The 13446-nt window shown below is 44.7% G+C and carries 14 protein-coding genes; 4 read left to right on the forward strand and 10 right to left on the reverse strand.

Annotation, left to right across the window (positions count from 1 at the left end):
- Nucleotides 1-39 precede the first annotated feature (39 nt).
- Entirely contained in the window at nt 40-582 is a 543-nt protein-coding gene (gene rbr, locus ACU52_RS08320) for a rubrerythrin (RefSeq protein WP_021854154.1), read from the forward strand.
- Nucleotides 583-1170: 588 nt separating this feature from the next.
- Here the strand turns inward: rbr and ACU52_RS08330 are convergent.
- The 5 genes from ACU52_RS08330 to ACU52_RS08350 all read right to left on the reverse strand — a co-directional run bounded on the left by ACU52_RS08330 (nt 1171) and on the right by ACU52_RS08350 (nt 6588).
- On the reverse strand, nt 1171-2127 hold the full coding sequence (locus ACU52_RS08330; RefSeq protein ID WP_053398460.1) for a lipocalin family protein: 957 nt from the start codon (nt 2125-2127) through the stop codon (nt 1171-1173).
- Between the two features lie 92 nt (nt 2128-2219).
- The gene (gene dapA, locus ACU52_RS08335) at nt 2220-3104 is read right to left on the reverse strand and encodes a 4-hydroxy-tetrahydrodipicolinate synthase (protein WP_021854157.1); all 885 of its coding nucleotides are present in this window, start codon (nt 3102-3104) and stop codon (nt 2220-2222) included.
- Between the two features lie 100 nt (nt 3105-3204).
- Complete coding sequence (locus tag ACU52_RS08340; RefSeq protein ID WP_053398461.1) at nt 3205-4122, reverse strand: DMT family transporter; 918 nt, start codon at nt 4120-4122, stop codon at nt 3205-3207.
- Nucleotides 4123-4169: 47 nt separating this feature from the next.
- Nucleotides 4170-4901, reverse strand: coding sequence for a tRNA pseudouridine(38-40) synthase TruA (gene truA / locus ACU52_RS08345; RefSeq protein ID WP_053398462.1), 732 nt, complete (start codon nt 4899-4901; stop codon nt 4170-4172).
- Nucleotides 4902-5079: 178 nt separating this feature from the next.
- Nucleotides 5080-6588: a ComEC/Rec2 family competence protein gene (locus ACU52_RS08350; RefSeq protein ID WP_053398463.1), complete on the reverse strand. Its 1509-nt coding sequence runs from the start codon at nt 6586-6588 to the stop codon at nt 5080-5082.
- Nucleotides 6589-6837: 249 nt separating this feature from the next.
- Between ACU52_RS08350 and ACU52_RS08355 the strand changes: the two genes are divergently transcribed.
- The gene (locus ACU52_RS08355; protein WP_053398464.1) at nt 6838-7623 is read left to right on the forward strand and encodes an EFR1 family ferrodoxin; all 786 of its coding nucleotides are present in this window, start codon (nt 6838-6840) and stop codon (nt 7621-7623) included.
- Nucleotides 7624-7985: 362 nt separating this feature from the next.
- On the opposite strand, the gene ACU52_RS08360 is transcribed toward ACU52_RS08355, so the two are convergent.
- From ACU52_RS08360 to menA, 5 genes are all read right to left on the reverse strand, one after another.
- Nucleotides 7986-8609, reverse strand: a complete 624-nt coding sequence (locus tag ACU52_RS08360; protein WP_021854162.1) for a flavodoxin family protein — start codon at nt 8607-8609, stop codon at nt 7986-7988.
- Between the two features lie 103 nt (nt 8610-8712).
- Nucleotides 8713-9387, reverse strand: coding sequence for a YggS family pyridoxal phosphate-dependent enzyme (locus ACU52_RS08365; RefSeq protein WP_053398465.1), 675 nt, complete (start codon nt 9385-9387; stop codon nt 8713-8715).
- Nucleotides 9387-9908, reverse strand: a complete 522-nt coding sequence (locus ACU52_RS08370; RefSeq protein ID WP_021854164.1) for a DUF4494 domain-containing protein — start codon at nt 9906-9908, stop codon at nt 9387-9389. The genes ACU52_RS08365 and ACU52_RS08370 overlap by 1 nt, the downstream gene beginning before the upstream one ends.
- A gap of 204 nt (nt 9909-10112) precedes the next feature.
- The gene (locus tag ACU52_RS08375; protein ID WP_053398466.1) at nt 10113-10796 is read right to left on the reverse strand and encodes a hypothetical protein; all 684 of its coding nucleotides are present in this window, start codon (nt 10794-10796) and stop codon (nt 10113-10115) included.
- Nucleotides 10797-10808: 12 nt separating this feature from the next.
- Entirely contained in the window at nt 10809-11711 is a 903-nt protein-coding gene (menA, locus tag ACU52_RS08380) for a 1,4-dihydroxy-2-naphthoate octaprenyltransferase (protein WP_053398467.1), read from the reverse strand.
- A 274-nt stretch (nt 11712-11985) separates the two neighbouring features.
- Here menA and ACU52_RS08385 point away from each other — a divergent pair, with 274 nt between their 5' ends.
- Together ACU52_RS08385 and ACU52_RS08390 are read left to right on the forward strand one after the other, a co-directional pair.
- Nucleotides 11986-12624: an HD domain-containing protein gene (locus tag ACU52_RS08385; protein ID WP_053398468.1), complete on the forward strand. Its 639-nt coding sequence runs from the start codon at nt 11986-11988 to the stop codon at nt 12622-12624.
- A gap of 52 nt (nt 12625-12676) precedes the next feature.
- Nucleotides 12677-13363, forward strand: a complete 687-nt coding sequence (locus ACU52_RS08390; RefSeq protein ID WP_053398487.1) for a peptidylprolyl isomerase — start codon at nt 12677-12679, stop codon at nt 13361-13363.
- Nucleotides 13364-13446: the final 83 nt, after the last annotated feature.

Raw genomic sequence — 13446 nt, forward strand, 5'->3', positions numbered from 1 at the left:
TTATATCTGATTTAACAGACAATTAAAAACAAAAAGATTATGAAAGAATTAAAAGGAACAAAGACAGAAAAGAATCTTCAGGAAGCATTTGCAGGTGAATCAATGGCACGCAACAAGTATACATATTTTGCATCTAAAGCAAAGAAAGACGGATATGTACAGATTGCCGCCATATTCGAGGAGACTGCAAAAAACGAGCAGGAGCACGCAAAATTATGGTATAAATATCTGAACGGAAACAAAATCAACGGAACAGAAGCTAACCTTGCTGATGCTGCTGCCGGTGAGAACTTCGAATGGACAGATATGTATGCCCGTATGGCAAAAGAAGCTCGTGAGGAAGGATTTGACGAGATTGCTGCTAAATTCGAAGGCGTAGCTGAAATTGAAAAACATCACGAAGAGCGCTACCGCAAGCTTCTGAAAAACATTCAGGACAAGATGGTATTCTCTAAGGACGGAGACTGCATCTGGCAATGCTCTAACTGTGGACACATTGTAATTGGAAAAGAGGCTCCTAGCATCTGCCCGGTTTGCAACCACGCTCAGGCTTACTTCCAGATTGAAGCAAGAAACTATTAATAAACAAAAACAATACGACAAAAAGGGGATGTGTCTTCGGCGCATCCCCTTTTTATATTTATATAAACAAAACTCACGTAAAGATAACGACAGACTGCTTCAGACAAGTAGTAAAACTAGAGATGTCATCAACAAGCGTCCTGGTTCAACCCTGTTTCAGAATAAAGACATTTAACGGCAACCTTGCAGAATCTAAATGCCCTACTTGTGGTTAATCTACAAAGTCTCTGCATGAGTAACAAAAAGTCATTAATCTACGTGTCGTAACTCAGCCACTTTTGATCCTAAAGTGACTGAGTTACGACACGAAAACAATAGGTTAATGATTTAAAACCTGTAAGCAGTCTTTCACTTAAAGTTTACTCAAAATCAAGCACATATTCAAGCCGTCTATAAGACATATAAGCATATTTTCTTATAGTTTTTCAGACCGGAATGAATATCCGCAACAATACATCCAAGTTCGGACACGTCTGACATAGCAAATACATCTGGTTAATTATCCATGCCGATAATATCGGCATTCATTTATGTATTCATGTCAAACTCAAATTACGCACCCACAACTGCCGCAAGGAGCGCAGCACGTCACTGTTCGGTAAACTCAACAGAAGAATCCTTCCCGACAAAAGTCAGTGTCATGTCTTTACCCTTGCCTCTTATATCAATAAAAGAATTCTTATATCCATAACCCGATGCCGTAACATACTGGTAAAGCAAATAATCAACGCCTAAATAGGTTACCTGTGCGACTCCGGCCTTTGTAAAGAACTTAGCTGAAAGTTGCTCACCTTTATTATTTTTAAAATCAGCCTTTATTATATTTTCAAAACCGGTAGAAGAATAAACAACTTTACCTCTCCGTGACACAATCCACTCGTCGTTGCTCTTCTCCAGCATATACGAATCATCATCCTCGACATTCCATACAGCGGAACCATCAGGGCGCACACGTTTCTCCAGGACAACAGTCTCTTCAGGCATAAACACTTCAACCTTAGCTGAATCAGAAGAGAATACGACATAAGCTGCGGATGATGAATGCTGGTCTACGGCTGACAACAAACGGGTTCCGGCTTCAAATATTCTTATCTTCTTGTCCAAGACTTTAGAATAGGTATACCCCATCGCCGCATCACTTCCACCAATCAGAGGCGTGGTGTTCTCTTGCGCACGACGATACTCTATCCTATACATCTCACCCTTTCCCAAGGTAAGCATGTCGTTCTGCAATGCTATTATATTAAGGGTGTCACAAAACTGTATGGTCTGTCCGTTTCCGATGCTTTCGCCACACAGCACAATACAGTTTTTTTTGTGTTTTCCTTTGACCAACTTCCAATTATTATATTTTAATGTAGCCATTCCTACAGAAGAGGCCTTGTTTGCTTTATCGAGCAACATGCCTTGCACAATATGCTTGTTGACCGGCATTACTTCATGCCATTCACCCAACAGTTGTTCCTCTGTATATAATTTTTCTTCACCGCCACACGACATCAGTGCCATCACTGATGCTGCTACAATTATGAAATTTTTCTTCATAGCAAATATATGAAATAAGGTTAATAATTTAGCAGGCGAACATATTCGCCTGCTATTTAAGATAAAAAGACTCGTTTCTTTATAAAATGCGATTACAGTCTGAACTTCAGACAGTCGCTTATCTTTTGCATCGTGGTAAGACGGGTTGGCACAAGAGGAAGCCTGAGAACATTCTCGATCATGCCCATTTCATGAAGCATGGCCTTCACTCCTGCCGGATTGCCGTCAACGAACAACAGATTAAACAAATCTGTAAACTTATGATGTATCTTTCTTGCACTCTCTATCTCGCCTTTCATCTCAAGACGTATCATACGTGAGAACTCTTTAGGCAGAGCGTTTCCGATAACCGAAATGACACCGGCTGCGCCACATGCTATCATCGGGAACGTGAGTGCGTCGTCACCACTGATGACATCAAAGCCGTCCGGTTTGTTCTTAATAATTTCGTCCACCTGTTCCAGACTTCCGCTTGCTTCTTTTATGGCTACAATGTTCTCGCAGTCACGTGCAAGGCGCACTGTTGTCTCAGCCTTAAGGTTAACGCCCGTCCGTCCGGGTACATTATAAAGCACAACAGGCATATTTGTTGCCCCGGCTATAGCCTTAAAGTGCTGATACAAACCTTCCTGAGACGGTTTGTTATAATAAGGACAAACACTTAATATGCCGTCAATGCCAGAAAAATCTGCCGTCTGAAGCTCGTTTACAACATCAGCCGTATTGTTTCCTCCGCATCCAATCAAGATTGGAACCTTGTCACCCACCTTTTCAACAACAAGCTCTTTAATCTTTTGCTTTTCATCTTTTGTCAACGTAGGAGTTTCTCCTGTTGTGGCAAGAATACAAAAGAAATCGGCGCCGTTCTTCAGCTGATAGTCCAACAAGTTTTTCAGGACATCATAATCAACCGAACCGTCTGAGGCGAAAGGAGTAACCAAAGCTATGCCTAAACCTTTAAAAATATTTTGCTTCATAAAACAATTTCCATCTTATTAATTGAATGCAAAAATAAACTTTTTATATCAAAACACAAAATAAAAAGCCGTATTTTACACATATCGCTAATTAATGGTGTCAATTAGAACCTATATACAGGAACAGCATTCCGAGCAATACCAGCAACAGGTCAACAGCTTTACTCTTTAAGTTTTTCTCATGCAAGAGCACTGCTCCAAACAGGAACGACACAATAACGCTTCCACGTCTTACCATTGAGACAATGCTTATCATTGCTCCGGGAATGCTCAAAGCATAGAAATAAACAAAATCGGCCGCACTAAGAAAAATACTTATAAAGATTATGCACCAGTCCCATCTGAACCGCGTGGTCTGTCCTGACTTTGGCAGCCATAACACAACCAGCATGATGCCCATCATGACACACTGATATATGTTATACCAGCTCTGCACCATCATCGTGTCAAGCCCAACTCCGCCTTGGTTTACCGGAGCCATAAGATACTTGTCATAAAGTCCGCTTACAGCACCGAGTACGGCAGCAAGCACGATGAAATATATCCAGCGGTCGTGCTTAAAGTCAATGCCTTCTTTCTTTCCGCTCCTGCTGAGCATAAGAAATGACGCCACCGCAAGAGCCACACCTATCCACTGATATACATTAAGACGCTCGCCAAACACCAGCAACGCACCGACCAGCACCATTACCGGACGAGTGGCATTAATCGGCCCTACTATGGTCAGGGGCAGATGCTTCATTCCGAAATATCCGAAAATCCACGAGGACAAGACAATGAGACTTTTCAGGACAATATATTTATGAACTTCCCATCCTCCGCCTCCTACATGAAATATGCTTCCGTCAAGAACATTCGTATTATACGAAAGGATTATGAACGGAAGGAAAATAAGCGATGAGAACAGCGTGTTGAGAAACAACACCGGTATTACGGCATTGCCGTCTAATGCCTTTTTCTTAAACGAGTCGTAAAAGCCCAACAGGGCTGCCGACATAAAAGCTAATAATAACCACATTTACCTTAAAAATTATATTTACCTATTTACATTATAGCCGCTATGGCTTAATATTCGATATTTTCCAGAAACAAAGCATTGCCTGGCATACTCTCACCGGCACCCGACCGCCGGCGACCTTCTATAACAGCTCTGAAATCCTGCACGCTTATCCGCCCTCGGCCAACATCAACCAAAGTCCCTACAACAGCCCTTACCATGTTACGCAGAAATCTGTTGGCCGTAATGACAAAATGCCAACTATACTCGCCGTCCTTCACCCATCTGGCCTCTGTTACATCACACAAAGTGGTCTTCACGTCGGTGTTGCTCTTGCAGAATGCGGCAAAGTCGTCATACTCCAGCAGCATTGCGGCCGCCTCATTCATTTTTTCGAAATCAAGGTCATAAAAAAGTTCGCATGAGTAATGGCGCAAAAACGGATCTTTATGCTGATGAACATAATAATGATAGGTTCTCGACCTGGCGCTGAAACGAGCATGCATATCCTGACTGACAGGAATAACCTTATCTGCAGAAATATCTCTCGGCAAAAGTCTGTTCAGCTTATATACTAGCTGTGGGCCGTCAACATCTTTATCCGTGTCAAAGTGAGCCACCATCATTCTGGCATGAACACCGGTGTCAGTACGGCCGGCTCCTACCACTTGTATTTCTTCACGCAGAAGAGTTGACAAGGCATCCTGCAACTTTTCCTGAACAGAAACGGCATTGGGCTGTACCTGCCATCCGTGATAAGCCGTGCCGTCATATTTAAAATAAACAAAATATCTCTGCATGTATTACGCACTATATGAATAATCCGTGTGCAAAATTACATATTTTTCATAAACTAAAGATATATTGACGAGCGAAAGAAAACAAATAAATCATCTTGACGGACATTTCCATAAGCCTTTACAGCTCTCCTTCCGTAAGTTTTTATGACTAAACTCGCCGGCACAATGGCACAGATACTTATCTTATCATCTTTCTGCAATAATGCCCCAACACGGACAAAGCAAATATCAGAATGTAAATAAGAAGCAGCTGCAGCAGTCCTATGCTAATGCCGTCAATACTTGCCCCGGGCAAAGCCGCTACAAAGGATACGCAGGCATTAAGCAATATCACCACTTTAAGCAGCAGTCCGGCCAACAACATCTGAAGCCAAGGCAGGAAACTCACAGCAGCCGTCAGTACAGCCCCATAAAGGATAACGGTGGCAGCAGGCACTACAATCATATTGGTAAGGAGGAAATAGCATGAGAAACGTCCAAAATAAAACGCTATCAGCGGGGCCACTCCTATCTGTGCAGCCACTGATACAGCCGTCATCTGCCATATCTGTTTTATTATAGGAATATTGCGGATGCTCCCGGGCATAACTTCCAGAAGCGGACGATAGAATATGATGATAAACAATACGGCGGCAAACGACATCTGAAAGCCTACATCATAAAGATATAGCGGACTGCCGGCCAATATGACAACAGCAGCCACTGACAGCGTGTTGAGCGACAGTCTGTTGCGGTTAAGCAAGCTTACAAACGAATAGACCGTAAGCATTACGGCTGAACGAACCACGGAAGCTGACATACCCACGATAAAGACATAAGACCATATTGCAAGCAGAATCAGCACCTGCGAAACAATCTGCCACCGGCGGCGCGAAAACAACAGCGACAATATTGCGTAGATTATGCCGAGATGCAGACCCGACAAAGCCAGTACATGCGACGCTCCCGACACAGAATACTCCTCTTTCAACTCATCCGAAAGCGAGGATTTATCGCCTAACGCCATTGCCGCCAGCACGGCATACGCCTGCCCGTTGAAGCCCATGTCACTAAAACGCTGCAGCAGTTTGTCACGGAAAACTAATGCGGATATGCGTGCGCGCTGAACAACAGACAGCCGACTGAGGTCAACCGCAGCCCCTTTCCATTCGTCTATATATATAAATGTGGTGGCAACATATCCGTGATAAAGCAAATACCGCGCATAGTCAAAATCAGCACCTGCATAATTTGTTGGCTTTTCAAGTAACGAGACTGCCTCTATACCATTGCCTATACGCAGTCTGTCCGCACGCCAGTCTCTGTATATGCTTGCCTTTATCTTCATAGGACGATGCGTATTTACAGTTATCAAGTCGCATCTTACAACTTTTCCCGTAACGACAGGCTGACTGACCACCACAGCCGAATATGCCGTATCTTCCCCGGGCACGGACATATTGACTTCATCCAATTCCCTTCCAACAAGCATGGCTCCGAGGAAATAGCAAGTAAAAAAGATAAGAACAGTCTGCAACACACAACGCCTATACGCTAATAAAGCAAACATTAAAGACACAGCCGTCGCCGCAAACCACGCATCACAAGACACAGCCCCATAAAGAAGCTCGCCCGACACTATGCCTGCAATAAGGAACAAAGCCACACGCAAGACAGGATAAAGCTGTATTTGTCCGTTTGTTTTCATTTATTAAGGCCAACAAGACTATACTGAATAGCCGTTTGCAGTTATGCAAATATACAAATTTATCTCTAAAGCCACCACCATGGCATAAGGTTTTTAGTTATAATATTTACGTTAAAAGCACAGACAGGAAACAAACGTGTCATGACTATTTTATTTAAAACAACACCCAAGACCATTACAAAACATAACAAAAAGAAAAAACTGCGGCTTTCGTTTTGTTTTGCGCCGGCTTTACATTATCTTTGCGATATGATTATATATTTCTCTGGAACAGGAAACACAAGATGGGCAGCCACCACTCTCAGTGAAAAGACAGGCGAAAAGCTCATTGACATAACAGACATCGCCGGAACCGATGTAAGCTACAAACTCGAGGAAGGCGAACGCCTTGGCTTCTGCTTTCCTGTGCATGGATGGCGGCCGCCGCTCATTGTAAGAAATTTCATCAGAAGGCTTTCAATAATAAATGCTGAAGGCCACTATTGCTATGTCCTTTGTACAACTGGCGACAACGTCGGCGAGGCTGTTGACATTTTCGAAAGAGACCTCAAAAGAATTGGTGTTCATCTAGACAGCGCCTTCTCGCTTATCATGCCCGAATCGTATGTCGGTCTGCCCTTCATGGATGTTGACACACGCGACAAAGAAAAACAGAAAAAAGAAAAGGCGACAGAAGACCTTGAACGTTTTACCGATATGATCATGAAGCGCCAGACTGGCGTAAAAGACCTTGTCATAGGGCGATGGCCAAAAATAAACAGCCGCCTCATCGGCAGTTTCTTCGTAAATCACCTTATAACAGACAAGCCATTCCATGTAACGGAAGACTTATGCATCAGATGCGGCAAATGTGCCGAAGCATGTCCTGTAAACGACATAATCTGGAGTAAGGGTTCCATGCCTAAATGGAAGCATAACGGTTCGTGTCTGTCATGCTTCGCCTGCTATCATCATTGTCCCAAACATGCCATAGAATACGGCGGCAGGACAAAGAATAAGGGACAATATTTCTTCGAAAAGAACGAAAGACGGTAAAAGTTACATCAAAGCGGGCATATCCAAGCACAATACAACAAGCCGCATATTGCAATACAAAAGATGCCCTTTGAGAGCTCCATTTGGCATTAATCGCAAAACGAAACCTATGCTCTCACACTAAAGAACGTGAGCAAATGTTTTTTAGCATAAAAAGTCATCACTCATCACAAAGACATGCAACAATCTGGCTACGAATACATTATGGCGTGATGACTTGAATCATAAACTCATCACACGACAACAATCTGAGTTTAAGCAACTTACTGACGGATGTTATGTGTGATGAGTTTTTTCGTAAGATATTTTACCATAACTATACCAACAGCAACGGAAATATCTGCTGAAAAAGACAACAGCAGTTATCTTATAAAGTTGGTGCGTATAGTAGGTTCAACTTCCGGCAGACTTACCCCTGCCTTCTTTCCTGCCTCTATACATTTAAGCAGCCAGGCCATGTTCTGCCCAAGACGACGCATGGTCTGCATGCCCTCTTCATCCATAAACACGTCTTCCGGCTTATTGCCGTGCACCTGATTCCAATAAACAGAAGGCACTGTAGGCATGTTGCATATACCGTAATACTTGTTAAGGTCGTCAAATCCGGCAGAGGCGCCGCCACGTCTGCAACTTACAACCGTTGCTGCCGGCTTGTTGGTATAAAGCGATGCCTTGCTGCAGAATGCCCTGTCCATAAACGGCTTTATGAAACCCGACGGACCGGCAAAGTGAATAGGAGTGCCAAAGATAAATCCGTCTGCCTCGTCAACCTTTTCAAGAAATCTGTTCACAGTGTCTGTGTCATACCAGCAGCGCTTTGTCTGGCTACACTTTCCACAGCCTATACAGCCCATTATGGGCTTATTGCCGCACCAGAATATTTCTGTATCAATGCCACACTTGGCCAACTCTCCTGCAACAACCTCTAAAGCGGCATGTGTGCATCCGTTAGCCTTAGGACTTCCGTTTACCAATAAAACCTTCATAATATCTGTGTCTTTAATCTAAATTACTTCAGTAAAATAAAGAAGGACGAACTGCCCGAGAGTTCTCAGACATGTCCGTCCCCAAAAGGTATATTATTTTCATTCAATATACACGCGGACCGAAGATGGCTGTTCCTACACGAACCATCGTGCTGCGGCACTGAACGGCAATCTGATAATCGTCGCTCATTCCCCATGAACGCTCGCAGAAAGCATCATCATCGGCAAAATAACGGGCCTTAACCTCATCAAAGAAGTCGGCCGCCGTGTTAAACTCACGCCTAATCTGATCCTCATCATCAACATTAGAGGCCATCATCATCAAGCCGCAGATCTGCACATTGTGAAGCTCGCGCCACTCACCTGCCTCAAGTAGCTCGCGGCAGGCATCAAGGGTGAGCCCGTATTTGGTTGCCTCTTCGGCAATATGCAGCTCAAGCAGCACCTTGATTACGCGGTCATGCTTTGCGGCATGCTTGTTTATCTCCTTCAGAAGTTTCAGAGAATCGACAGCTTCAATCATCGAAATATAAGGTGCTATGTATTTCACCTTATTGGTCTGAAGATGTCCTATAAAGTGCCACTCGATGTCATCAGGCAAGGTCTGCTGCTTTTTTGACAGTTCCTGCTCATGACTTTCACCGAAAACGCGCTGCCCGGCATTATATGCAGCCTCGACATATTCATCGGGATGAAACTTGCTCACAGCCACAAGGCGCACGCCCTGAGGCAGAGTGTCTGTTATTTTTTTCAGATTAGCCGCAACGTCAACATTCATTATTGAAGCGCCTCCTCCGCTTTCTGTCCGTCCTGTTCATACTCAGGTTTGTCGTCAACTTCAGGCTTCTTCAGCATCTGATTGTGCTCAAACACGTCCATAATCTGAGTTTCAGCAATGCTGGCGATAACATAGTCGATCATTGTTCCGCCCATAACCTCGTCGATGCTCTTTACAGCTCCTGGCAATGTGCTGCCGTGAACGAGATAATTTACGTTAGACTTTTTCTCTTTTTCAGTCTTGTCGTCAATGGTGATAAACTGCAGTTTGGTCTTGTACCAGCGGTCGGCAGAAGGAGAATCGCTGAAGAAAATTTCACCATAAGCGGCTTTCTTAATATCCTTAACCTCAAACTCGCCACTGATATAAGATGACATTTCTTCAATTATGCTTGCCTCTGCCTCTGTAAAACTGAGCGCATCGACAACATACAGCTCCGTTACTTTCTTCTGACTTCCGTCTTCCATCGTCTTTTCGTAACGTATTTTGCACTCAAACCATGTTGATGTTCTACTTCTCATATTATCCTTTATAAAATTAAATCTGATAAAAAACTATATTTATCTTACCCCTGCGGGCTGATAAAATCGTGCAAAAGTAATTAAATATCCCGACAACACAAAATCAGAAATAATAAATTGAAGGGCATATATTAATATTTCTTTAATTAAAACGAACGGCATCCATGACCACGCCATCCGGTCAGCATCAACCAGACAACGGCCTTAAAGGCTCTTCTTTTTATTAAAGAAATCTTTGCAAATCTCTAAAAACAGCATTGGTTCAGCGGCTATTGTCTCCCACAAGCGTTTGCCGCCCTTAAGCACACGCTTGTCCACATAGTCAACAAGTTCAGGATTTGTCTTCTTGTAACGTATGCGCATGGCATTAAGACTTATGACGTTGCCCGTCATGAACGGAACCACAACGCTGTCGCCGGCAAGGCTTATGCCGTAGATTGTAGATATGTTCATCTTGCCAAGCTGCATGTTCTGCGAGTCTACCCCATTCCACCAATACATCTTGCCGACTTCGTTTTCACCTTCTTTATATACAAACTGCCGTATGGTTTTCTTGGGTTTAAGCAGAGACGGATTAGCCACAAGATGCGACTCAAGATGGTCATACTTGCCGCTGGCCGACGTCTTTTTCACAAAATCTATACTTCTCACATTGTCGGCGCTATATGAAACTGCATTATTGCCGTCGGGCTCAGGAGACAGCGTGAACGATGTGTTCATGCGCTTAAACAGCTTGCCGTCCACCCAATAAGTCTGAACATATCCTTCCACCGTACTTCCGTCTGTAAGAGTTAGACGCACATGATCGTTTTCAGGGTCGCGCGTTTCCTGAGCAACGGCACAGGCCGAAAACGCCGCAAAAAGGAACAAGAACAATATTTTTCTCATAAAATGACATTATTACCAATTCAACAATACGCCCACAGAAAGGAGCAGACCATAGATAAACATATTGCGTGCTGTGTCGCCAAGCACCATGTTGAGAGCCTTACCTTTATTTATACGCACCATCTTGCGGTAAGCAGCATAATGAGGTATGAGATAAAGGAAAGGAAGCAAGAATGCACAGATGTGTCCTTCGAGCAAAAACGCAACGCCAAAGACCAATGCCATTATGCCAGAACAGAGATAGGCTGTGCGCCCGGCTTCGGCACCTACCCTAACAATGAGCGTCTTCTTGCCTGCCCTTGCATCGTTGTCGATGTCGCGATAGTTGTTGACAAGCAACAAAGTGTCGATGACAAAGCCGCAGGCCAACGAGGCTATAAAAACCTCAAACGTAAACCTGTCGGTCTGGAGATAATAGGTAACACACACAGGAATAATGCCGAAAAACACTAACACGAGCACATCGCCAAGACCAAGATATGACAGCAATGTGGTGTAAAGGAAACAAAACACCACGCAGAACGCCCCGACAAGTATCATCTCCAAGCCGCCATATATCACCAGCGGCAGGCCTATACAGCAGGCTATCACCGTTGTTAATATTATTGCACGGCGCATGGCTTTGGGTGTTATCCAGCCTTGTGCGCACGCACGGCGCGGCCCGAGACGCGTCTCGTCATCGTTGCCACGGACAAAGTCGAAATAGTCATTAATGAAGTTGGCGTCAATCTGCATAATGAATGCAAACAACACGCACAACAATGCCGGCATCCAGCCGAAATCATCGAGTCCGAGGTCTCTTGCCGCAAATGCCAAACCTATCATAACAGGCACGGCTGCACCAGTAAGCGTCTTCGGACGCGAGGCCAGCATCCACGCTTTTGCCGAATTTGTATCTATTTGTTTTTCGTTCATGATTTAATCTTTTATATTATGCCCATAGGACAGACCGCAATGCGCCGGACGTAAACAAGCTAGGCCTTACGCATTGCCTTCTCCAAGAGAAAGGCATGCCGGCGTACCTCATGGCGCACAGGAGGGATGACAAGCAACGGCATGCTGCCGGCTAAAACCCTTATCAAGCCACTACACCTATAAATTAATGCTTCAGGTAACATCCACGGGCGAATCACTTGCAAAAGTAAACATTATATCGTATATTTGCAAGAAATTAATGATTCTTAAAGCTATGATTGACAAGAATGTAAGTCTGGACCTTATGGCTTTTATCGAAACAGATATACTGCCTCGCTATGCCGAATTTGACAAAGCTCACAATCTTACTCATGTTACACGCGTGATAAACCGCTCAATCAAGCTGGCGCAGAAAATTGGTGCCGACGTCAACATGGCTTATGCCACGGCAGCATACCACGACCTTGGACTGGAAGGGCCGCGCGCCATACACCACGTAACGAGCGGAAAGATTCTGGCTGCCGACATGCGCCTGCGCAAATGGTTCTCGACAGAGCAGATAAAAATAATGAAAGAGGCAGTTGAAGACCACAGGGCATCAGCCTCGCACGCGCCACGAAGCATCTACGGAAAGATAGTGGCCGAGGCTGACCGCGACCTAGAGCCAGAAACCGTGTTCAGAAGGACAATAGAATATGGCATAGACCACTATCCAGAAAAGAACAAAGAGGAACAATGGAAACGCTTCTGCGAACATCTTGAAAACAAGTATTCAGCCCACGGATATATCAAGCTCTGGATACCCGGATCGGAGAACGAGAAAAGCCTGAAGCAGATAAGAGACCTGATAATACAGCCTGCGCGGCTGAAAGAAATATTCGACAGGATATATGCAGAGGAGACTGCAGAATGACTATGCCACGACAGACGACCATAAAAACAACGACAGCAAACAAAGGATAAAAATGAAGACACTTATAATAACGGCCTTGGCCCTGCTGCTGTCTGTTGCAGGACAGGCACAGACGGCAGACACGCTTCGCCATGAGGTGATGCTTGAGACGACAAAAGGAAACATACGCATAGCACTATACAACGAGACACCGCGCCATCGCGACAACTTTATCAAGCTGGTGAAGGAAGGCTTCTATGACGGCTTGCTGTTTCATCGCGTGATAGACAGATTCATGATACAGACAGGCGACAGCGCGAGCCGACATGCCGCACCGGGACAGCTACTTGGCGACTCGCCCGAAAGCTACAAGGTGAAGGCCGAAATAATGTATCCTGCCCTATTCCACAAGCGCGGAGCCGTGGCAGCAGCACGCGAAAGCGACAATGTAAACCCCGAAAGAGAGTCGTCGGCATCTCAGTTTTACATCGTCTACGGCCGCCGTTTCAACGACAGCATGCTCGACGACGTGCAGCTGAAACTGGACAAGAACACAGGCGGAACAGTGAAACTGACACCCGAAATAAGAGAAGCCTACAAGCGCTTAGGCGGTACCCCTCACCTCGACGGACAGTATACGGTATTCGGAGAAGTAATTGAAGGGCTTGAAACCGTTGACAGCATACAACAGGTTGAGACCGACAAGAACGACCGCCCCGTTGAAGACATAAAAATCATACGTGCAACAGTGATAAAATAACACGTCCAACCGACAGAAACTCATGCCTGATGCCAAGCCGGCAACATATGCGACGGGCCGTATACGGAGGCAACATAAGAATG

Source organism: Xylanibacter rarus, assembly GCF_001275135.1.
Lineage (GTDB): Bacteria > Bacteroidota > Bacteroidia > Bacteroidales > Bacteroidaceae > Prevotella > Prevotella rara.